The sequence below is a fragment of the Afipia sp. MLSD5-FHT05B12 genome (assembly GCF_058793355.1).
Genome location: NZ_JBXAFS010000007.1, coordinates 117,771 through 138,944 on the forward strand (window position 1 = coordinate 117,771; position 21,174 = coordinate 138,944).

The 21,174-nt window shown below is 61.1% G+C and carries 24 protein-coding genes; 15 read left to right on the forward strand and 9 right to left on the reverse strand.

What is annotated here, in order from left to right; translation table 11 throughout:
• The first annotated feature begins 14 nt into the window (after positions 1–14).
• The 10 genes from AC1Q6J_RS11985 to AC1Q6J_RS12030 all read left to right on the forward strand — a co-directional run bounded on the left by AC1Q6J_RS11985 (position 15) and on the right by AC1Q6J_RS12030 (position 8,141).
• Positions 15–851, forward strand: coding sequence for an urease accessory protein UreD (locus tag AC1Q6J_RS11985; RefSeq protein WP_492279544.1), 837 nt, complete (start codon positions 15–17; stop codon positions 849–851).
• A 27-nt stretch (positions 852–878) separates the two neighbouring features.
• Entirely contained in the window at positions 879–1,181 is a 303-nt protein-coding gene (locus AC1Q6J_RS11990; protein ID WP_492279545.1) for an urease subunit gamma, read from the forward strand.
• 9 nt (positions 1,182–1,190) lie between these two features.
• Positions 1,191–1,496: an urease subunit beta gene (locus AC1Q6J_RS11995; RefSeq protein ID WP_002714443.1), complete on the forward strand. Its 306-nt coding sequence runs from the start codon at positions 1,191–1,193 to the stop codon at positions 1,494–1,496.
• A 172-nt stretch (positions 1,497–1,668) separates the two neighbouring features.
• Entirely contained in the window at positions 1,669–3,384 is a 1,716-nt protein-coding gene (gene ureC / locus AC1Q6J_RS12000) for an urease subunit alpha (protein WP_492279546.1), read from the forward strand.
• A 42-nt stretch (positions 3,385–3,426) separates the two neighbouring features.
• Positions 3,427–3,726 carry a putative quinol monooxygenase gene (locus AC1Q6J_RS12005; protein ID WP_006022719.1) on the forward strand — a complete coding sequence of 100 codons (300 nt, stop codon included), beginning with the start codon at positions 3,427–3,429 and terminating at the stop codon, positions 3,724–3,726.
• Positions 3,723–4,022, forward strand: coding sequence for a putative quinol monooxygenase (locus AC1Q6J_RS12010; protein WP_492279547.1), 300 nt, complete (start codon positions 3,723–3,725; stop codon positions 4,020–4,022). The genes AC1Q6J_RS12005 and AC1Q6J_RS12010 overlap by 4 nt, the downstream gene beginning before the upstream one ends.
• Positions 4,023–4,032: 10 nt before the next feature.
• Positions 4,033–4,590, forward strand: coding sequence for an urease accessory protein UreE (gene ureE, locus AC1Q6J_RS12015; protein WP_492279548.1), 558 nt, complete (start codon positions 4,033–4,035; stop codon positions 4,588–4,590).
• The gene (locus tag AC1Q6J_RS12020; protein WP_492279601.1) at positions 4,571–5,293 is read left to right on the forward strand and encodes an urease accessory protein UreF; all 723 of its coding nucleotides are present in this window, start codon (positions 4,571–4,573) and stop codon (positions 5,291–5,293) included. The genes ureE and AC1Q6J_RS12020 overlap by 20 nt, the downstream gene beginning before the upstream one ends.
• 75 nt (positions 5,294–5,368) lie before the next feature.
• Positions 5,369–6,007, forward strand: coding sequence for an urease accessory protein UreG (ureG, locus tag AC1Q6J_RS12025; protein ID WP_492279549.1), 639 nt, complete (start codon positions 5,369–5,371; stop codon positions 6,005–6,007).
• 475 nt (positions 6,008–6,482) lie between these two features.
• Positions 6,483–8,141 (forward strand): CHASE domain-containing protein, encoded by a 1,659-nt coding sequence (locus AC1Q6J_RS12030; RefSeq protein WP_492279550.1) that lies wholly within the window; start codon positions 6,483–6,485, stop codon positions 8,139–8,141.
• 220 nt (positions 8,142–8,361) lie between these two features.
• On the opposite strand, the gene AC1Q6J_RS12035 is transcribed toward AC1Q6J_RS12030, so the two are convergent.
• Positions 8,362–8,910, reverse strand: coding sequence for a sigma-70 family RNA polymerase sigma factor (locus AC1Q6J_RS12035; RefSeq protein WP_492279551.1), 549 nt, complete (start codon positions 8,908–8,910; stop codon positions 8,362–8,364).
• The gene (locus tag AC1Q6J_RS12040) at positions 8,910–9,128 is read right to left on the reverse strand and encodes a NepR family anti-sigma factor (protein ID WP_492279552.1); all 219 of its coding nucleotides are present in this window, start codon (positions 9,126–9,128) and stop codon (positions 8,910–8,912) included. Before AC1Q6J_RS12040 ends, AC1Q6J_RS12035 begins: the two co-directional genes overlap by 1 nt.
• 231 nt (positions 9,129–9,359) lie before the next feature.
• On the opposite strand from AC1Q6J_RS12040, the gene AC1Q6J_RS12045 reads away from it, so the two are divergent.
• Entirely contained in the window at positions 9,360–10,160 is an 801-nt protein-coding gene (locus AC1Q6J_RS12045) for a response regulator (protein ID WP_492279553.1), read from the forward strand.
• A gap of 303 nt (positions 10,161–10,463) precedes the next feature.
• Positions 10,464–10,904 carry a hypothetical protein gene (locus AC1Q6J_RS12050; RefSeq protein ID WP_492279554.1) on the forward strand — a complete coding sequence of 147 codons (441 nt, stop codon included), beginning with the start codon at positions 10,464–10,466 and terminating at the stop codon, positions 10,902–10,904.
• Between the two features lie 64 nt (positions 10,905–10,968).
• On the opposite strand, the gene AC1Q6J_RS12055 is transcribed toward AC1Q6J_RS12050, so the two are convergent.
• The 4 genes from AC1Q6J_RS12055 to AC1Q6J_RS12070 form a co-directional block, all read right to left on the reverse strand.
• Complete coding sequence (locus AC1Q6J_RS12055) at positions 10,969–11,406, reverse strand: hypothetical protein (protein WP_492279555.1); 438 nt, start codon at positions 11,404–11,406, stop codon at positions 10,969–10,971.
• Between the two features lie 85 nt (positions 11,407–11,491).
• Complete coding sequence (locus AC1Q6J_RS12060) at positions 11,492–11,863, reverse strand: ElaB/YgaM/YqjD family protein (RefSeq protein ID WP_492279556.1); 372 nt, start codon at positions 11,861–11,863, stop codon at positions 11,492–11,494.
• Between the two features lie 68 nt (positions 11,864–11,931).
• Positions 11,932–13,053 carry an AI-2E family transporter gene (locus tag AC1Q6J_RS12065; protein ID WP_492279557.1) on the reverse strand — a complete coding sequence of 374 codons (1,122 nt, stop codon included), beginning with the start codon at positions 13,051–13,053 and terminating at the stop codon, positions 11,932–11,934.
• A gap of 2 nt (positions 13,054–13,055) precedes the next feature.
• Complete coding sequence (locus AC1Q6J_RS12070; RefSeq protein ID WP_019199906.1) at positions 13,056–13,214, reverse strand: DUF3309 family protein; 159 nt, start codon at positions 13,212–13,214, stop codon at positions 13,056–13,058.
• A gap of 224 nt (positions 13,215–13,438) precedes the next feature.
• Between AC1Q6J_RS12070 and AC1Q6J_RS12075 the strand changes: the two genes are divergently transcribed.
• The 3 genes from AC1Q6J_RS12075 to AC1Q6J_RS12085 all read left to right on the forward strand — a co-directional run bounded on the left by AC1Q6J_RS12075 (position 13,439) and on the right by AC1Q6J_RS12085 (position 15,279).
• A complete protein-coding gene (locus tag AC1Q6J_RS12075) occupies positions 13,439–14,278 on the forward strand; it encodes a L,D-transpeptidase (RefSeq protein WP_492279558.1) in 840 nt (279 codons plus the stop codon).
• A gap of 53 nt (positions 14,279–14,331) precedes the next feature.
• Entirely contained in the window at positions 14,332–15,000 is a 669-nt protein-coding gene (locus AC1Q6J_RS12080) for a DUF2865 domain-containing protein (protein ID WP_492279559.1), read from the forward strand.
• A gap of 117 nt (positions 15,001–15,117) precedes the next feature.
• Positions 15,118–15,279: a Thivi_2564 family membrane protein gene (locus AC1Q6J_RS12085; RefSeq protein ID WP_492279560.1), complete on the forward strand. Its 162-nt coding sequence runs from the start codon at positions 15,118–15,120 to the stop codon at positions 15,277–15,279.
• Between the two features lie 272 nt (positions 15,280–15,551).
• Here AC1Q6J_RS12085 and AC1Q6J_RS12090 read toward each other — a convergent pair whose 3' ends face one another.
• From AC1Q6J_RS12090 to cysD, 3 genes are all read right to left on the reverse strand, one after another.
• Positions 15,552–17,714, reverse strand: coding sequence for a malate synthase G (locus AC1Q6J_RS12090; protein WP_492279561.1), 2,163 nt, complete (start codon positions 17,712–17,714; stop codon positions 15,552–15,554).
• A gap of 391 nt (positions 17,715–18,105) precedes the next feature.
• Positions 18,106–20,037 carry an adenylyl-sulfate kinase gene (gene cysC, locus AC1Q6J_RS12095; RefSeq protein WP_492279562.1) on the reverse strand — a complete coding sequence of 644 codons (1,932 nt, stop codon included), beginning with the start codon at positions 20,035–20,037 and terminating at the stop codon, positions 18,106–18,108.
• An 18-nt stretch (positions 20,038–20,055) separates the two neighbouring features.
• The gene (gene cysD / locus AC1Q6J_RS12100) at positions 20,056–20,919 is read right to left on the reverse strand and encodes a sulfate adenylyltransferase subunit CysD (protein WP_492279563.1); all 864 of its coding nucleotides are present in this window, start codon (positions 20,917–20,919) and stop codon (positions 20,056–20,058) included.
• Positions 20,920–21,174 lie beyond the last annotated feature (255 nt).

Below are 21,174 nucleotides of genomic sequence, written 5' to 3' on the forward strand. Positions count from 1 at the left end.
GGACTGGCAGGCTGATGCGGGCCGATATCACACAGGCGGTGTCTGAGACCTTCGCGGCCAACCGTGCGGTCGGTGCGGTGAAGTTCGACGTGCATCTGAAGGATGGCGCTACGCGCCGCCGCCAGTTGCATGAAGAAGGCTCGCTCCGTGTGCGGTTTCCGTCGCCGGAGCAGCAGGGGCTTTCCGCGGTGTTCGTCAACACCGCTGGCGGGGTCGCGGGCGGCGATCGCTTCGATATCGATATCGCCGCCGGGGAGGGTGCCCATCTCACCGTGACCACGGCGGCCGCCGAAAAGATCTACCGTTCCCATGGGCCCGACGCCCTGGTGAACATCGCGCTGCGCGCCGGGGCCGACGCACGGCTCTGCTGGCTGCCTCAGGAAACGATCCTGTTCGATCAGGCGCGCGTGCTGCGGCGGATCGATATCGATGTGGCGCAGAGCGCATCGCTTCTGTTGTGCGAAATCGTCGTGTTCGGGCGCGCCGCCATGGGCGAGCTCATGACGCGCGGCAGCTTTGTCGATCGCTGGCGGATGCGGATTGGCGGCAGGCTGGCGTTCGCCGAAACCGTTCGTCTTGACGGCGACATTGCAGGCAAGCTGGCCAGTCGCGCGGTGGCGAGGGGGGGCGCCGCTATCGGGACGGCGCTGATCGTGCCGGGCGATGAAGCCATTGTCGAGCGCGTGCGCGAAGCATCCGATGCCTTCGGCGCTGAAGTCGGAGTCTCCGCATGGAACGGGTTTGCAATGGCGCGCTTCTGCGCACATGATGCCGCGCGCCTTCGCGCGGATATGATGAAAGTGCTGGATCGTGTGAGCCCTTCGGGCTTGCCGCGACTCTGGCTCAACTAGAATTCAGACAAACCGGATATTGCGCGCATGAATTTGTCTCCCCGTGAAAAAGACAAGCTCCTGGTTTCCATGGCCGCCATCGTCGCGCGCCGCCGCCTCGAACGGGGCGTTAAGCTCAATCATCCGGAGGCGATTGCGATCATCTCGGATTTCATCATTGAAGGCGCTCGTGACGGCCGCTCGGTGGCCGAGCTGATGAAGGCCGGCGCGGAAGTCATCACGCGCGAGCAGTGCATGGACGGCATCGCCGAGATGATCCACGACATTCAGGTTGAGGCGACTTTTCCGGACGGGACGAAGCTGGTCACCGTTCACGAACCTATCCGATAAGGACGTCACATGATCCCCGGTGAACTCTTCATCAAGGACGGCGATATCGAACTCAACGCCGGCCGCAAGACGGTGACCCTGACGGTGGCGAACACCGGTGACCGGCCGATCCAGGTCGGCTCGCACTATCATTTCTTTGAGACCAATCCGGCGCTGAAGTTCGACCGTAAGAAGGCGCGCGGCATGCGGCTCGACATTGCGGCGGGCACAGCCGTTCGCTTCGAGCCGGGGCAGACGCGCGAGGTCCATCTTGTTGCGCTCGCGGGCAAACGGACGATCTACGGTTTCCGCGGCGACGTGATGGGCAAGCTGTGAGGGGTACCGAAATCATCCTTGGCGGTAAACACTGGCGTCATCCTGAGGTGCGCGCGCTTTCTTGCGCGCCTCGAAGGATGAGCTACGAGCACAAACCCGGTCATCCTTCGAGGCTCGCCGCCAATGCGGCTTCGCACCTCAGGATGACGCATCGCACCGATGGAGCCGACTGATGGTCACCAAAATCTCCCGCTCCGTCTATGCCGCTATGTTCGGCCCCACCACAGGCGACCGCGTGCGGCTTGCCGACACGGACCTGATCATCGAGGTCGAGAAGGATCTCACCGTCTACGGCGAGGAAGTGAAATTCGGCGGCGGCAAGGTGATCCGCGACGGCATGGGCCAGTCGCAGGTGACAAACCGGCAGGGCGCGGCGGACACCGTCATCACCAACGCGCTGATTGTGGACCACTGGGGCATCGTCAAGGCCGACGTCGCGATCAAGGATGGAATGATCGCGGCCATCGGCAAGGCTGGTAACCCGGACATCCAGCCCGGTGTCACGATCGTGATCGGCCCCGGCACCGACATTATCGCGGGCGAAGGCAAAATCCTCACCGCTGGCGGCTTTGACAGTCATATCCATTTCATCTGCCCGCAGCAGATCGAGCACGCGCTGATGTCCGGCGTGACCTCGATGCTGGGGGGCGGCACCGGCCCATCACATGGCACCTTCGCGACCACCTGCACGCCGGGGCCGTGGCACATGGCGCGGATGATCCAGTCGTTCGACGCGTTCCCGGTCAATCTCGGCATTTCCGGCAAGGGTAACGCTTCGCGTCCTGCCGCGCTGGTGGAGATGATCAAGGGCGGCGCGTGCGCGCTCAAGCTGCATGAGGATTGGGGCACCACGCCCGCCGCGATCGACAACTGCCTTTCGGTCGCCGACGACTACGACATTCAGGTGATGCTGCACTCGGACACACTGAACGAGTCAGGGTTTGTTGAGGACACCATCAAGGCGTTCAAGGGCCGTACCATTCACGCCTTCCACACCGAAGGCGCGGGCGGCGGTCATGCACCGGACATCATCAAGGTCGCTGGTCTGAAGAACGTGCTGCCGTCGTCGACCAATCCGACCCGGCCGTTCACGCGCAATACCATCGACGAACATCTCGACATGCTGATGGTCTGTCACCATCTCGATCCGTCGATCGCGGAAGATCTGGCATTTGCCGAAAGCCGCATCCGCAAGGAGACCATCGCGGCGGAAGATATCCTTCACGATCTCGGCGCGCTGTCGATGCTCTCATCAGATTCGCAGGCCATGGGCCGTCTCGGCGAGGTTATCATCAGGACCTGGCAGACCGCCGACAAGATGAAAAAACAGCGCGGTTCGCTGCCGGAGGACAAGGGCAAGGACAACGACAACTTCCGGGTGAAGCGCTACATCGCGAAATACACCGTCAATCCGGCGATCGCGCATGGCGTTTCGAAGCTGATCGGCTCCGTCGAGAAGGGCAAGATGGCCGACCTCGTGCTGTGGTCGCCGGCGTTCTTCGGGGTCAAACCGGACCTGATCGTCAAGGGCGGCTCCATTGTTGCCGCGCCGATGGGCGATCCGAACGCGTCGATTCCGACGCCGCAGCCGGTGCATTACCGGCCGATGTTTGCCGCTTACGGCAAGTCGCTGACCGCGTCGTCGGTGGTTTTCACGTCAAAAGCCGCGATTACCGGCGGGCTGGCCAGGAAGCTCGGTATCGACAAGAAGCTGTATGCTGTTTCAAACACCCGCGATCGCATCTCCAAGAAGAGCATGATTCACAACGGCGCGACCCCGAATATCGAGGTCGATCCCGAAACCTACGAGGTGCGTGCCGACGGCGAATTGCTGACCTGCGCGCCCGCGGAGGTTCTGCCCATGGCGCAGCGCTATTTCATGTACTAGGGTCCGCCCGATCCAAAAACGAAGCCAATCCGGGAGGATGCCTTGATTTACGTTGTTGCGACTTTGACCATCAAGCCTGAGACGCGTGCGGACATGATCGCCGCCGCGAAAGCCTGCATCGCCGAAACCCGCAAGGAAGCCGGAAACATCGCTTACGATCTGCATGAGAGCGTGACCGACCCCACCAAGCTGGTGTTCGTCGAGCAGTGGGAAAACGCCGAAGCGCTGGTGCCGCACCGCAAGGCCGAGCACATGAAAACATTCGGACGCGTCGTCGTGAACTGCCTCGCGGCGCCGCCGAAGATCGAGGTTATCACGCCGGCGAATGTGGAAGTCCGATGATCTACGTCGTCGCCACCACGAAGGTGAAGCCCGAGAGCCGCGCGGCCTATATTGCCGGCGCGAAAGCCTGCATCGCTGAAACGCACAAGGAAAAGGGCTGCATCTCCTACGAGTTGCATGCCAGCGTGAACGATCCGGACGTGTTCGTTTTCGTCGAGCGCTGGGAAACGCGCGACGATCTCACCGCTCACAGCCGCGCGCCGCATCTGAAGGCATGGCGTGAACTGTCCGCGCCGTTGAAGACCTCGCCGACCGAACTCGAGATTATCAGCGGAGGCGAAGTCCAGAAGCTATGAGCACTCCGTCATGATCCGCGCGACGCAGGTTCGCCCGCCGGGGAGTTGGACCGGGGCCGCCGATACGGTGGTCCTCGGTTTCGACGACCGGCACCGTCGGCGGATGGCGATGACTGGCACACGCGGGCTGGAGTTCCTGCTGGATTTGAAGGAAGCCATGGCGCTCCGCGGTGGCGACGCCCTGGTGCTTGAAGACGGACGATTGGTTGAGGTGGTCGCCGCGCCGGAGCCGCTGATGGAAATTCGCGGCACCGACCCGCATCACCTGGTGCGTGTCGCCTGGCACCTCGGCAATCGCCATTTGCCGACGCAGATCGTCGGTAAGGGGCTGCGCATCCGGCGCGATCACGTCATCGAGGAGATGGTGCGAGGCCTCGGCGCGCGCGTCGTTGCTATCGAGGCGCCGTTCGATCCGGAGGGCGGCGCCTATTCCGGCGGCGGTCACGCGTCGCACGGCCATGAACATCACGATCACGGCAATCACAACCATGATGGTCACGATCACGCGCATCATGATCATGCGCACGATCATCATCACGGTCATTCCCATGCTCATGACCACAAATGATCGCGGTCAGGATGGCCTCGTCGCTGAGGCAGAGGAACCGGCTGCGCTCTTCCGGTTGATGACATGGCTGTCGCCGTCGTTTCCGGTGGGCTCGTTCTCTTATTCCAGCGGCATCGAATGGGCGGTCGAGGCCGGTGACATCACGGACAGGCAGACCTTGCAGGACTGGCTTGCCGCGATGCTGTTGGAGGGAGCCGGATTCTGCGACGGCCTGTTTCTGTGCCACGCCTGGCGCGCTGCCGAGGCTGGTAATGGGCAAAGACTGGGCGAGATCGCCGAGCTCGCCGCCGCTTTCACGCCTTCGCGCGAACGGCATCTCGAAACCACAGCGCAGGGCCGCGCCTTTGTCGAGATTGCGCGCTCGGCCTGGAATTGCGACACGCTCGATCTTCTTTCAAACGGCCCAATCACCTATCCGGTTGCCGTTGGCGTACTCGCCGCGGGACACCACATTTCGTTGACGCCGACGCTGCATGCGTTTCTCCACGCCACGACATCGAACTGGATTTCGGCGGGAGTGCGTCTCATTCCGCTTGGACAGACTGACAGTCAGCATGTGCTCGCCGCGCTTGAAGGCACGGTCGCCGCGACGGCGGAAAAATCCTTGCAGGGTTCACTGGACGATCTTGGCAGCGCGGCATTCCGCGCCGATCTCGCCAGCATGCGTCATGAAACGCAGTACACGCGATTATTCAGGTCATGAACGGCGCTGTAGCCCGGATTGCGCTTCGCGCCATCCGGGCTACGATGAATTCTAGAAACGGAAAGAGCATCTGACATGTCATCATTTCACGGTCCCCTCCGCGTCGGTATCGGCGGACCTGTCGGATCGGGCAAGACCGCCTTGATGGATCTGCTCTGCAAATCGATGCGCGAGCGTTACGAGATCGCAGCCATCACCAATGACATCTACACCAAATGGGATGCGGAGTTTCTGGTCCGCTCGGGTTCGCTGACGCCGGATCGCATCGCTGGCGTGGAGACCGGGGGCTGCCCCCATACCGCGATCCGCGAGGACGCTTCGATGAATCTTGCGGCGGTGGCCGACATGCGGGTCAAGTTTCCCGATCTCGACCTGGTACTCATCGAATCCGGTGGCGACAATCTCGCGGCGACATTCTCGCCGGAACTGGCCGACCTGACCATCTACGTGATTGACGTCGCGGCGGGCGACAAGATCCCGTCCAAGGGCGGTCCCGGCATTACGCGATCCGATCTGCTGGTGATCAACAAGATCGATCTCGCGCCCCATGTCGGCGCATCGCTTGAGAAGATGGATACCGATGCGAAGCGGATGCGTGGCGAGCGGCCGTTCGTCATGACCAACCTGAAAAAGAGCGAAGGGCTCGATCGCATCATCCGCTTTATCGAGACGAAGGGCGGTCTTCAGGCATCGGTTCCTGAGAAGGTTAACTAACGGAGCACCCCGCGTTTCCGCACGACGGTTACGTCCTCAAGCATTGACATTCTCCGGGAACGCTCGAGGCGGCGAAGGTGTTAGCCCTGCATGAAGCAGTCCGTTTCCACGGCACCCGGCAAAGACTATAGCGGCGTCTTTCTTGGCGCGATTCTGCTTGGAATTGTCGCGGTTGTCATCGGGCTGGCCTTGATGGTGGCCTAGCTTATGTGCTGCTCGCGCTGGTCGGCGGGGGATGGCGGTGGATTTACCATGAATGCCGAGAGGTATATTTTCCCGTCGCGGGAACCATCTGGCGGTACCTACATTGATCCATTCGCGATACATCCACGCCGGGCCGGATTGCTCCAACGATCCGGCAGTGTCAGAGCACCCATGATTATCAGTTCGGTATCCGCGTCCGATTGCCGTTTCCGCCACAGCCGTATTGATCTGCGGCGGTCATTTTCATCCATCCCGCCTTTCGAGTAACTGCGTGCTCCGTCTCGGCTTCATCATCGGACTGATGGCGATCATTGGACTGGTCCTCTCCGGTCTCGCGGCCATGAAGGTTTACGATCAGGAGCTGTCGATCGGGCGGATCGCCCTTGCGCGCGCGGTCGATACCCACGCCAGTCTCGTCCAGGAGCGCCTGAGTGAGCGCGAATTGCTGGCCCGTGTCGCGGTCGGGCTGTTCCGTTCGCCCTCGGTCAACATGGCCAATGCATTGCAGCCGTTGCGGTCATCGATCTATGCCTTCAAGACCGATTTTCTTGTCGCCAGCTGGGTGGCCCGGGTTCCGCGATCCGATTTCGGCCGGGCGCAGAACGAACTGAAGGCTGCCGGCTTTCCCAACCCGATACTCCGGAACGTCGATGATACGCCGCTGAACCCGGCGGCGATGCCGGATCCGGCAACCATCGTAATGGATGTCGAACCGCAGAACGATGAAACCAAAGCGTTTGCCGGTCGCGTGCTGAACAATCATCCGGTAATCATGCCCATGCTCAATCGTGCGGTGGAGGAGGGCAGGCCTGTATCGTCCGACCCCTTCGTGCTGCTGAGAGTTGGCGGTCCCATGGGCATCGTGCTGGCTTCGCCGGTACGGTCCGACACAGGCACCAGCGTCGCGGGCTTCCTGACCATATCCTATCGGTTGGCGCCGTTGATGTTGTTCACCAACGACGAATTGTCTCTGTTCTCGGTGGCGCTGCGCGATCCGCGAAATGCCTCGGACAATCTGATCGCAGATACGGAGGGAAATGTCACGTCCGTTCCGCTGCAACTGGACGCCGACAATCCGCCATTGCTGCGTGTTGTTTCCTTCGGAACGCGGGACTGGACGCTGATCTATTACGCAAAAACGAACGCAGCGACGCGCGCCCAGGAATTGGCAGGGATCGTCATGCTGATCGGCGCGGCGTTGACCCTCATTTTCTGCGGCCTGTTTGGATACGTGTCCTACAACAACATACGGCTCAGCCGGGAGATTCAGACTCGCATCGACTTCGAGCGGCGGCTCACCGCCGTCATCGATGAACTCAATCATCGTGTGAAGAACATTCTCGCGGTGATCCAGTCGATCGTAACCCGCACGATGCGTCACGGCGCGGATATCGACGTCGCGCGCGATCTCCTGATCGGCCGCATCCATGCCATGTCGCATGTCGTGTCGCTACTCAGCGAAAGCCAATGGCAGGGCGTAAAGCTTAAGGGGCTATTCGAGTCGCGCGCGATTCCCCATGCGGACCGCATCGCGCTCACAGGACCCGACATCACCGTCAGTGCGCGGGCGGCGCAAAGCCTGTCGCTATTGTTCTTCGAGCTGGCGTCTCATGCGGATGAGGGCCTGTCACTGGTCGGCAAGCATCCGCATATTGTCGCTGGCTGGACGGTGTCGGATGAGTCCGACCCCGTCTTCCATTTCCGCTGGGAAGAATTCAACACCAGCGCGGCGACGCGTCGTGCCGACAGCGAGTTCGGTCTTGTGCTTCTGGATCGGGTCGCGCCCGAAGCGCTGGGAGGCACGTCGAAGCGCTACTTCACGGATGTCAGCTACGTTTATGAGCTCACCGCTCCGATGGAGACAGTGGTGGACGAAGCCGAGATGGATCGCACCGAGCGCATTGGCAAGCCGGTGAAGAAGAGGCATTGATTCGGGCCGGCAGAGGAACAAACTTTCCTGCGACGAACTAAGCAGAAAACGCTGTTACGCAAAGGAAAGTACGATGGGGCGGTATCTGCTGCTGTGGCTTCTCGGGATTCCTGTTTCCGTTCTGATTCCGATCTGAGCCTCGGCGGCCTCAACTGAATCGCAAACATTAAAAAAGCGGCCACTTCAGATGGCCGCTTTTTCCATGCGTTGTGATGACGGACTAGCCGCCGCCTCCGCCGATCACGGCGCGAATGGTGTTATCCGGTCCGAAGTCCTCCGCACCCTCGACGTAGAGCAAAGCGCTCAGCTTCGATCGGGCGCGATTGACGCGGCTTTTGATGGTGCCGACCGCGCATCCGCAGATGGCAGCGGCATCTTCATACGAGAATCCGGATGCGCCCACGAGGATAAGCGCCTCGCGCTGATCCTGCGGAAGCTTGTCGAGCGCGGTTCGGAATTCCTCGAATTCGAGATGCGCGCCCTGCGCAGGCTGTGACTTGAGCGTTTTGGCATAGCTGCCATCAGCATCCTCGACCTCCCGCCGCCGCTTGCGATAGTCCGAGCGGAAAAGGTTACGCAGGATTGTGAACAGCCACGCTGGAAGATTTGATCCAGGCTGAAACGAGTCGATATGTGCGAGTGCTCGCAGCAGCGTTTCCTGCACCAGGTCGTCGGCGCGGTCGGCATTGCCGCTCAGCGAGATCGCGAACGCGCGCAGACTTGGAACGGTGGCGAGAATATCGTCGCGAAGTGAATCCGTGAGAGGCATTAGTCCCTCCCATCTTTTGTCGGTTCTCCGGATATCTGTGAAGCCGCCTCATGCGAATCAAGCTGACGAATCAGATCGGCGAAGCGATCCGGTACCCCTTGACGCACAACATCGTCGTACATGGCGCGCAACTGATGTCCGATCCGTGATTGAATTTCGGAATTCAGCCCCCCTGGCTTGCCAGGTGGCCTGCTCGACGCCGGCTTTGAATCTTTCATTGGCTCTATCCGTTTTTCCCCATGAGCTAACTCGCTAGAAACACGGGATTTTTTGTCCCCTGCGAGGCGGTTGGCTCGCCTGATCCTGTCATAAACGGGAGGGCGACCGGAAAGTTCCGGCCCTGAGGAACTTTTCTCCTATTTATGCGTAGATAGTCCGAAGCGGGGAACCGGCGGTCGCTTCAATCGCATTGCCGGTCCAAACTGAAATGATGATGGATTGGAGGGGGTATGTCTCGTTCTCAGCTCGTTGCTGAACATCTGCCACTGTTGCGGCGATATGCCCGTGCGTTGACCGGAAGCCAGGCGTCGGGTGATGCCTACGTCGCAGCCATGCTCGAAGCCCTGCTGCAGGATCCCTCGCTGCTGGAAGAGAAATTCGGGCCGCGAGTCGGGCTGTTCCGGTTGTTCACGCAGATCTGGAATTCGGTATCTCTGAATGAAAACACCGACAAGGGTCCTGCACAGGCCTCCGAACAGCGGCTTTCAAGTCTCACGGCGCTCCCGCGTCAGGCTTTCCTGCTGCTTTCGCTTGAAGGCTTCTCGGAAGAAGAAGTCGCTCACATTCTTGATACGGAAATCACACATGTTCGTGAACTGGCGGATACGGCCGGCCGCGAATTGGCCGCGGAAATTGCGACCGATGTGCTGATCATCGAAGATGAGACATTCATCGCGATGGATCTGGAGAGCCTGGTGAAGAATCTCGGACACAATGTCATTGGCGTGGCGCGCACCCACACCGACGCCGTTGCGCTGGCGAAGTCGAAGAAGCCGGGTCTGATTCTGGCTGATATCCAGCTCGCTGACGGCAGTTCGGGGCTCGATGCGGTGAATGAACTGCTCAAGATGTTCGAGGTGCCGGTGGTGTTCATCACCGCATACCCTGAGCGTTTTCTCACCGGTGAACGGCCCGAACCGGCCTTCCTGATCTCAAAACCGTTCCAGCCGGCCATGGTGTCTGCCGTGGCAAGCCAGGCGCTGTTCTTCCAGCGTAACTCCCGCAGCCGGCCCAAGGCGGCGGCTTCCTGAGACACCGGGCACTGTTATAAAAGCCGGAATGCGGGCATCCCGTGTTCCGGCTTTTTCATTTGCAAAAAAGAAAACAAAGAAAGGGGTGCGGCCGGCATCACCACGACCACACCCCCGTGCGCCGGTCGATTAGGGGCAGGGGGATTGACCGGCTTCGGGAATGACGCCCACCGCACGAAAGCGTTCCCAGCCATTCCAACTTTTTTCTCCGGCCGCGTGCTTCTGAGTCCGGAACGAAAGCCGGGCGGACCACGTTGAATCCGAAAGCCGCGATCATGCGGCATGGCAACGCAGGGGCATCAGATGTCGTACATGGCTTCTGGAAGTCTTGGGGTAGTGGCCGCGGTGCTGGCACTGGGTGCCGTGCATCTTGAGGTATCGGCGGGAAACGACTTGCTCGGCCCGGCTCAGCGGGGCGATGCAACTGCAACGATGCCAGCCGGTCCGGCTGGTGAATCGATCGCAGTCAATGTGGATCGCTCGGCGAAGGGTGATCGCGCTCCGGCGGTGGTTGCCGCCGGAGGGGTGACAATTTCCTTCAAGATGCCGGGCATGAACGACGCGTCGGTCATGGTTCGGATGCCTGCGGGTGAGGGCGCAGATGCTCTGCGCAAGGCTCCAGCATCGACGGTGGGGTCAGGCAAGGGATCGTCCGCAGGGGCACGTCCCGTTGCATGCGAACCCGTTGTGAGTGTTCTCACAGCCGTCGCCAAGCAGCTCGCACCCGGGCGCTGCATCACCTGATCCGTCACCGAGCCGGAAATAAATGAGCGCCATCTGGCGCTCTTTTTCTGCGATGAATCCGGGTTTACTCCTCTTTGGGCTCGTCTTCAGTGGCCTGGCGGCGATTGACCATCAGGCCCAGTGCAATGCCGCCGATCGCGACCAGTGGAATAATGCGCTTGAGCCCGATCGTGCGGACGATTTGCAGGCCAACGGCCAGCACCATCGGATCGCTGAGCGCTGTTTGTATGGTGGACTTGGCGGCTTCGACAGGCTTCTTCTTGATCTGCCGCTTGCGTATGGCATAGCTGATCGCAGCAAGCGCTGCCGCCACGAAGAACACGCCTGCTCCAGCGAAGCAGGCTTGCAGCAATCCATACTCCTGAAGAACGAACACGAAGGCGGCTGCGCACAGGAACGAGATCGTGATGAAGAGACAGACCGCAACTGCAATCGCCAGTGATGTCAGCCGCAGTGCGCTGCCGGTCCTTTCCCGGAAATCGTCCATGAATTTCTGAAACATTCAAAATCCGATCAGTATTCGTCAGCAAATCGCGTCGCGTTGCTGTTGGCGCCAATGCCAACAGCAACCTGGAAAATTCGAGTTTTCAGCGGCGCCACGTCACACCGATCAGGAAGCCGAGCCCGACGGCAAGGCCGACCGCGGCCAGCGGGCGCTGCGTGATGGCGTCTTCAAGCGACTCTTCAAGAGTGCCGGCGTAGTTCTGCGCGGCATCGAGTGCCTCGCTTCCGCGCTTGCCGACGTCAGACATCATGGAATCGACGTCGGAGCGTGCCTGCTTGTAGGCTCGCCTGGCCTGCTTGCGGGCGTCGCCCTTGAATGCCTCGATCACGTCCGAGATCTGGTCTGCGAGTGCTGAGATATCGTTTTTCACGGCGTCTAAATCCTTTTGAAGGCGTTCGTATGTGACTTTGTCCGTCATGTTCTTCATTGCGTCTTCACCATCGGTGCTAGACATCTAAAACTCCTGATAGCCACGGTGTTTGGTGCGAAAACGCGCGGTTCTCGCGAAGGTTCCATCCATGACTAGTCGCCGGGCAGCGTGCCGTCCTTGACCGGTATCAAGTGCTCCCTGAGAACAAGCCCGACGATCAGGATCGGTGACGACAGAAACGCCCCCATCGGTCCCCACAACCATGTCCAGAAGGCGAGCGCGATGAAAACCGCGAGCGCATTGAGCTCCAGCCGCCGGCCGATAATCGCTGGCGTTACGAAATGTCCTTCGATGAAGGCCACAGCGGCAAAGCAGCCCGCGGCCGCCAATCCGCCGGCCAGGGTCGATGATGTGATGATGCCCACGGCGCTCAGCACGGCGAATGTCACGATCGGACCGATGATCGGAATGTAATTGAGCGTCGCGGCGAGCGCGCCGAGGCCCGCAGGATTGGGCATTCCGATGGCGGCACAGATCAGTCCCGTCGCGATGCCGAGGCCTGTATTGATCAGCGTCACTGTGAGGAGATAACCGCCGAGACTGCTTTCGATTTCGTTCAGAATGCGCAAGGCGCGCAGCCGATTGTCGTGATCGGCGAAATCCAGCACCAGTGCGCGGCGCAGGTCTGGCCAGCTTGCGATGAAAAGCACAAGAACCGCGAAGAACAGCAGGATCTCGGTGAAAGTCGGAGACAGGAATTCCAGTGTCGGTTGGACCCATTCGATCTTCGGGAGAGAAAAAGTCGGCTCTCCGGGCCCGGTCGTTGCGCCGAATAAGGCCTGCAACTGATGCCAGAACGCAAGCGGCCGGTCGAAGACGTGAAACTTGTCCTTCAGCGACGGACCGAGCTCCGGAAGCCGCGTGGACCATTCCATGACCGGTGCGGAGATCAGCGCGATCATGAAGGCAAGCCCTGCGAAGGTCGCGGACACGATGAGGACCGCAGACACCGATCGGGGGATCCCATATTTCTCCAGGAATTTTGCGGCGGGGGACAGCATCGTTCCGATCACCACTGCGGTGACCGTGGGCAGGAAGAAAGCCCGCCCCACGTACAGGACAGCGATGACACTGATGACCAGAAATGCGACCAGCGAAAACGAAATGATGTCCGCGTGCCGGACGATCACAGGCCGCTGTTCGTTGCGCTCGTCCGGCGGCGCTGTTGCCGCCGGATTCTTTGTCTCGCGCACCTCTCGGCGCACGTTGGTCATGGTCAGATTCTGCCGAGCAGCAGAAGAATAACCACGATCACCAGAATGGTGCCGACGATTCCAGACGGGCCGTAACCCCAGTTGGCGCTGTGGCCCCAGCTTGGAATGACGCCGAGCAGGATCAGGATCAAAATAATGATGAGAATGGTGCCAAGTGACATGACTAAAGTCCTCGATTCTCGCCGGGGCCCACTGTCATGCACCGGCTTCAGGGACCGCTAACCGGCAGGCAGTCCCAATGTTCCGCCGCAAGGGCCTGAACCTGGGACCTGCGGATTCTCACAAATCATTTCGGAAGGCGGCGTGCCCGGAACCAGAAGCCGTAGGCCCGCGTTCGCTCTGTATCCGCATCACACGATGCCATCGCAGAACACGAGGCAGGGTCATGACACATTCGGCGCAGGCGAATTCAGTGTCTGGAAATTCCGTTTCCCGGTTCTTCACCACATCCCTTCGGTCCGCCTGCAGCCTCGCCGTCGCAGCGATGGCACTGCCGGCGGGTCTGGCGACACCGGCGATGTCTCAAACACTTGGATATGCGGGAGTTTACCAGGGATCGTCCCAGGGATCGTCTCAAGGGACGTTCTGGTCCGATCAGCAGTCGCTGCCGTCGCCACATGTGACCGAGGACGATGGCGCCACGGTTCTTCCGGAGCGGCTGCGGCGCAAGATCGTCTCGTTCGAAAGCCGCGAAGCACCTGGCACGATCGTGATCGATACCGGCAATACCACGCTCTACTACGTGCTGGGCCAGGGCCGCGCCATCCGATACGGCGTGGGCGTCGGCCGCGAAGGCTTCACCTGGTCCGGTGTTCAGACCGTATCGCGCAAGGCGGCATGGCCTGACTGGCATCCGCCCGCGGAGATGATCGCGCGTCAGCCCTATCTGCCGCGCTTTGTGGCCGGCGGCCCCGGAAATCCATTGGGCGCGGCTGCGATGTATCTCGGCTCCAGTTCTTACCGCATTCACGGCACCAACGATCCGTCCACCATCGGAAAGTTCGTCTCCAGCGGCTGCATTCGTCTGACCAACGAGGATGTGCAGGATCTGGCCAGCCGCGTCACGGTCGGCACCAAGGTCATTGTCCTGCCGAAGAGCAGCCGCCTCGAAGCGGGCGTGATGAAAGAGAGAGCTACGCCGAAAGCCGGTGCGCTTAAGCCGCTTCGCGTCAGCGATACAGCGCCGCCCGCGTCACATAACGTCAAATTGTCCGGATTATATTGAGTGAAAATTTTGAGCATGCGGTGTACCGGATGGATCCGGCTGAAGAGGGCGTTATGCGTCAGGTAGAGTTGTGTTGCCGATCGATGGCGGTCGCCGTCGCGATTGGGCTTGTCGCAGTGTCGGTGGATGCGTCGTCAGCGCATGCCCGCGACTTTTTCTCCTCCTTCTTCGGCGGTGTCATGAACGACAACGGACACCCGAATCCGCCGCCGTCGATGCCGTTCGCTTCCCCGTTCGGTGACGCACAGCCGTCGCCGGGCAGACGGGTCAACATCTATGGCGGCAGCTATAGCGGCGGATCGACAACGTACTGCGTGCGGACCTGCGATGGCCGTTATTTCCCGGTTGCCGCATCTGACGGTCAGACCAAGGCGGAAGCCTGCAAGAGTTTCTGTCCTGCGGCCGAGACGAGAGTCTATCACGGCGGCTCGATCGACAACGCGTCGAGCGATACCGGCAGATCATATTCCGATCTGCCGAATGCATTCCGCTATCGCAAGGAGCTGGTCGCGGGTTGCACTTGTAACGGCAAGGATCCGGCGGGACTGGCATCGGTCAAGATCGAAGACGATCCGACCCTGCGCAAGGGTGACTTCGTCGCGGGCGCGGATGGCCTGATGGTCGCGGGTTACAGCCGTCGCAGCGCGGCGCTGAATTTTACGCCGGCGCCGAAATCCGTTCGGGCAAAATTCGAACGGCTGCCTGTAGTCGCCGCGCAATAACAACGAGGCTATGATCGTTGTTCCTTAAGAGGAACCAAACCTCAGCGGGATCGTTGGCGTGCAGGATACGAGGCATGACTCTCGCATCCAGCCGAAACGACTTCGTGAGGGGTCATCATGTCTTTGCTTATCAGCGTCCTGATTACATTTCTTGTCGTCATCCTTGTCCTTTATCTGGTCAATCTGCTGCCGATCGACGGCCGCGCCAAACAGATCGTTCGCGTCATCGTCATCATCATCGGTATTATTTCGATTCTGAAATATCTTGCGGTGGTTTAGGACGCTCCAGCTCCTGGCCGTCCCCGCTTTCGCGGGAGTGACCGAACGAGAAATTGCGGTTCAGTCTGAGTTTCCACGAACGGGTATTCCTGGTTTCAGGACAAACAAAAAGCCCCGGCAAATGCGCCGGGGCTTTCTTCGATCGGTGCGAGCGTGTCCCGGGCGCGATGTAACGCTGCTTCGCGAAACCGGGATCATTGCGGACAAACGTGGAGCAGCCCCGGCTCAGCAGTGCATCACCGCGTGACGCGCTGCGTCCGGGGCACGGAAGCTTACCCCGCTGCCTTCGCTTCCTTGCGGCGCGCGTGCAGAATGAACTCGGTGTAGCCGTTCGGCTGCTCGCGGCCCTTGAAGATCAGGTCGCAGGCGGCCTGGAACGCCACGCCGTCGAATTTCGGCGCCATCGGCTTGTAGAGCGCATCGCCTGCGTTCTGCTTGTCGACGATCGCCGCCATGCGCTTCAGCGACTCCATCACCTGATCCCTGGTGACGACGCCCTGATGCAGCCAGTTGGCGAGGTGCTGCGCGGAGATGCGCAGCGTGGCACGATCCTCCATGAGGCCGACATCGTGAATGTCCGGCACCTTGGAGCACCCCACGCCCTGATCGATCCAGCGCACGACGTAGCCGAGGATGCCCTGGCAGTTGTTGTCGATCTCTTGCTTGACGTCGTCCGGCGCCCAGTTCGACTGCGAAACCGGAATGGTGAGGATGTCCGAAAGCTTCGCCTTCGGACGGCTCCTCAGTTCCTTCTGCCGCGCCCCGACATCGACCTGATGATAGTGCAGGGCATGCAGCGTCGCTGCGGTGGGCGAGGGCACCCACGCCGTGGAGGCGCCGGCCTGCGGGTGCGCGATCTTCTGCGCCAGCATGTCCGCCATTTTGTCGGGAGCCGCCCACATGCCCTTGCCGACCTGGGCGTGACCGGGCAGGCCGTTCACCAGACCGGTGTCCACGTTCCAGTCCTCATAAGCCTTGATCCAGGGCTGCGCCTTCATGTCGTTCTTGCGGATCATCGGGCCCGCTTCCATCGACGTATGGATTTCGTCGCCGGTGCGGTCGAGGAAGCCCGTGTTGATGAAGCAGATGCGCTGCGCGGCATTCTGGATGCACGCCTGGAGGTTCACCGTGGTGCGGCGCTCCTCGTCCATAATGCCGACCTTCATCGTGTTGGCGGCCATCGACAGCATCTTCTCGACGCGGCCGAAGATATCGACCGTGAGCGCGACCTCGTCCGGACCGTGCATCTTCGGCTTCACGATATAGACCGAGCCCTTGCGGCTGTTCTTCAGCCTGGTCTTGCCCTTCAGGTCGTGAAGCGCAAGGAGACCGGTGACTGCGGCATCGAGAATGCCTTCCGGAACTTCCTGGCCTTCGCCGTCGAGTACCGCGTCGGTGAACATGTGATGACCGACGTTGCGGATCAGCATCATGCTGCGGCCGTGCAGCTTCACTTCACCCTTGCCTTCCGCGGCCGTGTAGGTGCGGTCGGCGTTCAGTGCGCGGGTCAGTGTCTTGCCGCCCTTTTCGAAGTCGGCGGACAGCGTTCCGTTCATCAGGCCGAGCACGTTGCGATAGACCAGAACCTTGTCCTCGGCATCGACGGCGGCGACCGAGTCTTCCATGTCGAGAATGGTCGAAACCGCGGACTCGAGGATCATGTCGGCAACGCCGGCGGGATCGTCCTTGCCGATGGTGTTGCTGCGGTTGATCTGCACGTCGATGTGCATGCCGTTGTTGACCAGCAGGATCGAGTTCGGCGAGGCTGCGTCGCCTTGATAGCCGACGAGCTGGGCCTTGTTCTTGAGCGCGGTGGCGTTGCCGCTCTTGAGCTTGGCGGCAAGCTGGCCGTGCTCGATGTGATAGGCGGTGACGTCGCTGTGATTACCGGTGGCAAGCGGCGCGGCCTGATCGAGGAATGCCTTGGCCTTGGCGATCACCTTGTCGCCGCGCGCCTTGTTGTAGCCCTTGCCGCTCTCGCTCGGATCGTGCGGGATGGCGTCGGTGCCGTAGAACGCATCATAGAGGCTGCCCCAGCGCGCGTTCGCTGCGTTCAGCGAGTAGCGCGCGTTGGTCAGCGGCACGACAAGCTGCGGACCGAACATGGCTGCGAGTTCTTCATCGACATTCGCGGTCTGCACTTCCTTGGCGGCGGGCTCCGGCAGCAGGTAGCCGATCTCTTTCAGGAAGGCGGTGTAGGCATTCATGTCGAACGCCTTGCCCTTGTTCGCCTTGTGCCAGCCGTCGATCTTGGCCTGCAACGCATCGCGGGTGGCGAGCAACTCGCGGGTCCGGGGGGCCAGATCCTTGACAATTCCGGCGAGGCCGGCCCAGAAGGCGTCGGCTGAGACACCGGTGCCGGCGGTCGCTTCCTTGGCAATGAAGTCGAACAGAACAGGAGCGATCTTCAGACCGCTGGCGTCGATACGTTTCATGATAAATCCCACGGAAAACGGCGTTCTAAAACGCTGTTTTGAAGCCTCAGGTAAGGTGATGATGGCCACGGAAAGTGGCCTAGTGGTCCGATTCTGACATTCGCCTCCCATCTCGGCGGATATCCTTGCGAATGTCAGAATCGAAGGACCACTAGCAACTATCAGTTTCCAGTGGAGTTTTGGATTTGACATTCGCGGTGTGAATTCGCGGCAGCACCGTCGCGAATGTCAAATCCACTCCACTGGTGGAAGGTTTTAGCGCCAAAGCCGGGCCTATGAGAAGGCCTTTCCCTCGTCCGAAAGGCGTATATCAGGGTCCCCCGCCGGTATCCGGCGAGGCCTGGTTTCGCAGAGCAGAAGCGGCCGGAGCGGACCGGGAGGGAGGGCCCGCTCAGATGTTGGCGGCGAGATCGTCGAGTTCGCCGAACAGAACGCCGGTCGAAGCCAGCAGCCGTTCGATCTCGTCGGCGGCGTCGGCAACCGAACGTGCCGAGGTGTCGATCGTCAATTCGGCGCTCGTGGGCGGCTGATAGTCATTGGCGATGCCGGTGAAGCTCGGCAGATTGCCGGCGCGCGCCTTGGCATAGTGCCCCTTTGGATCGCGGCTTTCGCAAACCTCCGCCGGTGTCGCCACATAGACCTCCCGGAACAGGTCGTCGGCAATGCGCCGCGCCTGTGTCCGGTCCTCGCTCGACGGCGAAACGGCCGCAACGATAGCGATATGGCCGTTGCGGGCCAGATGGGTCGCCATCTCGGCAAGGCGGCGGATGTTCTCGGTGCGGTCTTTCGGCGAGAAGCCGAGATCGCCGTTGAGCCCGGCGCGCAAGGTGTCGCCGTCGAGCAGCAACGGCGAGCCGCCGCGGCTGAACAGCTTGCGTTCGAGGGCGCGCGCCAGTGTCGACTTGCCCGAACCGGGCAGGCCGGTCAGCCAGACCACGGCGCCGCCGTGACCGTAACGCGCCGAGCGCTCATCAGGCCGCAGCGCGGATTCGACCGGCACGATGTCGACCGGCACGGCGCGCTGGCCGGAATCGACGCTGAGCACCAGCCCGCCGCCGGCGATGCGGCCGTTGACCTCAATGACAAGGCGTCCGGTGCGCGGGTTCTCCGTATAGGGGTCGGCTGCGACAGGCTTCGCCAGTGCGATATCGATCTCGCCGACATGGTTGCGCGCGATCGCAGACGTCTCGACGCTGGCAAGCTCGCCGGGATCAACGGCCTTGTTGATCTCGACGATGGTGGCGCGGGTTTCCATGGTGCCGAGACGGACCAAAACCGACATGCCCGCTTTCAGCGGCGTGTCGTGCAGCCAGAAAATGCGCGCATGAAGCCGGCGTGTGTCGCGCGGCGTGGCATGCGAATGCGCGATGATGTCGCCGCGCTCCAGAAACAGCTCGCGGTCCAGCGTGATGCCGACCGAGCGGCCCGCGCCTTGCGGGCTGGTCACCGGCGTCATCGGCCAGCCTTCCATGGACTTGACCCTGGCGACCTTGCCCGCGGGCATGATGACGATTTCATCGCCGGTCTTGAGGTTACCGGATTCGATACGGCCTGCGACGATCCGCCGGTCATCGAACTTGTAGATCGCCTGCACCGGAAACCGCAGCGCCAGTTCATCGAGCGGGCGTGCCGGGGTCAGCGCATCGAGCGCTTCGACGACCGTCGGCCCGCTGTACCACTTGATATTGGGCGTGCGCTCGGCGACGCCGTCGCCGTCGCGCGCCGAAATCGGCACGATCGCCGTCGGCGCAACGCCGAGGCTCGTCAAATGCGCCGAAATCTCGTCGCTGATTTCCTTGAAGCGCGCGGCGCTGTAATCGACGCGGTCCATTTTGTTGACGACGATGGCGACCTGTTTGACGCCGAGCAGATGCAGCAGATAGCCGTGACGGCGGGTCTGATCGCGCACGCCTTCAAGTGCGTCGATGATGAGTACCGCGGCGTCGGCCTGTGAAGCGCCGGTGATCATGTTGCGGAGGAATTCCGCATGGCCCGGCGCATCGATCAGCACGACATCGCGCGACGGCGTGCGGAAGCGGATCTGCGTGGTGTCGATGGTGATGCCCTGGTCGCGCTCGGTCTGCAAAGCGTCGAGCAGGAAGGACCATTCGAACGGCATGCCGCGCCGCGCGCTGACGGCCTTCAGCATCTCCAGCTTGCCGTCGGGCAGGCTGCCGGTTTCATGCAGCAGGCGGCCGACCAGCGTGGATTTGCCATGATCGACGTGTCCGACGATGACGATGCGGACCTGAGGTCGGGTCGCACCGTTCGGGGCGGGTGCGATAGAAGCCTTGGACTCGATTTTGGAGACAGCGATGTTCATCGGGGCGCTCATCTGACGTCAGAGATAACCGGCGACACGAAGCCGCTCGAAGGCATCTTCGGTTTCATGGTCGAGCGCGCGTCCGGCACGCTCCGGCACCTTGGTGCCGTGCAGTTCGATCAGGATCTCTTCAATGTTCGAGGCGTTCGAGGCGACTGGATTGGTAATGTCCTGATCGCCCAGCGAGCGGTAGCGCTTGCCGTTGTTCGACAGATAAAGCGGGATGATTGGAATGTTTTCGCGCTGGGTGTAGGCCCAGATGTCTTCCTCGGTCCAGTGCAGGATCGGATGGATGCGCAGATGCGCGCCCTGCGGCGGCGAGGCATTGAAGTGATCCCAGAATTCCGGAGGCTGATCGCGCACGTCCCAGCCGCCTTCAAGTCCGCGCGGCGAGAACACGCGCTCTTTCGCGCGCGTCGCTTCTTCGTCGCGGCGGATGCCGGCGATCAATCCGTCGAAGCCGTATTTGGCGAGTGCAAGCTTGAGGCCTTCGGTCTTGCGCGCGGCGGAGCGCGCGGCGGGCGGCAGCGTCGGGTCGATCTCCTCGATCGGCGGACAGAAATCGACCTTGAGGTCGAGGCCCCATTCCTTCGCGTACTGATCGCGGAAGGCATACATCTCAGGGAATTTCTTCTGCGTGTCGACGTGCAGCGCCGGGAACGGCACCTTGCCGAAGAACGCCTTGCGCGCCAGCCAGATCATCACATTGGAATCTTTGCCGAGCGACCACAGCAGCGCGAGCTTCTTCAGCCGCGCGAAGGCCTCCCGGAAAATGTAGATGCTCTGCGCTTCGAGCTCGTCCAGATGGTCCATAGACGGCGCGACCGATCTGGATGGGGGAGCAGGCTTGGATGCGGGAGAGGCCGCCAAAGAGTTCGCCATGGGATTACTCCGTCCCGAAAGCGGGCTGCGCCCGCAGGCCGTTGCATGCGCCAGATGCAGTGGCACTCAGACGGGACGGATCGCCATCCAGATATGTCATGAGAAGATGCATCTCTTTTACGCGCGGTTTGTGGTACCAAATTCTAGTTTTGCGGCGCAGCGTAGAAGAAATAATTTTCTATTTATGCCGCTTGCAAGATACATAAATAGAAAATAATTTCAGTCAACCCTGTAAATGGGGAAGCGGAGTTTCGT

Bases quoted from the DNA above. Each gene is read 5' to 3' on its own strand.
- AC1Q6J_RS11985 (WP_492279544.1), top strand. From the start codon at position 15: ATGCGGGCCGATATCACACAGGCGGTGTCTGAGACCTTCGCGGCCAAC.
- AC1Q6J_RS12070 (WP_019199906.1), bottom strand. From the start codon at position 13,214: ATGTCACTTGGCACCATTCTCATCATTATTTTGATCCTGATCCTGCTC.
- AC1Q6J_RS12055 (WP_492279555.1), bottom strand. From the start codon at position 11,406: ATGTTTCAGAAATTCATGGACGATTTCCGGGAAAGGACCGGCAGCGCA.
- ureG (WP_492279549.1), top strand. From the start codon at position 5,369: ATGTCATCATTTCACGGTCCCCTCCGCGTCGGTATCGGCGGACCTGTC.
- AC1Q6J_RS12020 (WP_492279601.1), top strand. From the start codon at position 4,571: ATGCTCATGACCACAAATGATCGCGGTCAGGATGGCCTCGTCGCTGAG.
- cysC (WP_492279562.1), bottom strand. From the start codon at position 20,037: ATGAACATCGCTGTCTCCAAAATCGAGTCCAAGGCTTCTATCGCACCC.
- AC1Q6J_RS11990 (WP_492279545.1), top strand. From the start codon at position 879: ATGAATTTGTCTCCCCGTGAAAAAGACAAGCTCCTGGTTTCCATGGCC.
- AC1Q6J_RS12060 (WP_492279556.1), bottom strand. From the start codon at position 11,863: ATGTCTAGCACCGATGGTGAAGACGCAATGAAGAACATGACGGACAAA.
- AC1Q6J_RS12045 (WP_492279553.1), top strand. From the start codon at position 9,360: ATGTCTCGTTCTCAGCTCGTTGCTGAACATCTGCCACTGTTGCGGCGA.
- ureC (WP_492279546.1), top strand. From the start codon at position 1,669: ATGGTCACCAAAATCTCCCGCTCCGTCTATGCCGCTATGTTCGGCCCC.
- AC1Q6J_RS12035 (WP_492279551.1), bottom strand. From the start codon at position 8,910: ATGCCTCTCACGGATTCACTTCGCGACGATATTCTCGCCACCGTTCCA.
- AC1Q6J_RS11995 (WP_002714443.1), top strand. From the start codon at position 1,191: ATGATCCCCGGTGAACTCTTCATCAAGGACGGCGATATCGAACTCAAC.
- AC1Q6J_RS12040 (WP_492279552.1), bottom strand. From the start codon at position 9,128: ATGAAAGATTCAAAGCCGGCGTCGAGCAGGCCACCTGGCAAGCCAGGG.
- AC1Q6J_RS12050 (WP_492279554.1), top strand. From the start codon at position 10,464: ATGTCGTACATGGCTTCTGGAAGTCTTGGGGTAGTGGCCGCGGTGCTG.
- AC1Q6J_RS12075 (WP_492279558.1), top strand. From the start codon at position 13,439: ATGACACATTCGGCGCAGGCGAATTCAGTGTCTGGAAATTCCGTTTCC.
- AC1Q6J_RS12065 (WP_492279557.1), bottom strand. From the start codon at position 13,053: ATGACCAACGTGCGCCGAGAGGTGCGCGAGACAAAGAATCCGGCGGCA.
- cysD (WP_492279563.1), bottom strand. From the start codon at position 20,919: ATGGCGAACTCTTTGGCGGCCTCTCCCGCATCCAAGCCTGCTCCCCCA.
- AC1Q6J_RS12080 (WP_492279559.1), top strand. From the start codon at position 14,332: ATGCGTCAGGTAGAGTTGTGTTGCCGATCGATGGCGGTCGCCGTCGCG.
- AC1Q6J_RS12090 (WP_492279561.1), bottom strand. From the start codon at position 17,714: ATGAAACGTATCGACGCCAGCGGTCTGAAGATCGCTCCTGTTCTGTTC.
- ureE (WP_492279548.1), top strand. From the start codon at position 4,033: ATGATCCGCGCGACGCAGGTTCGCCCGCCGGGGAGTTGGACCGGGGCC.
- AC1Q6J_RS12085 (WP_492279560.1), top strand. From the start codon at position 15,118: ATGTCTTTGCTTATCAGCGTCCTGATTACATTTCTTGTCGTCATCCTT.
- AC1Q6J_RS12010 (WP_492279547.1), top strand. From the start codon at position 3,723: ATGATCTACGTCGTCGCCACCACGAAGGTGAAGCCCGAGAGCCGCGCG.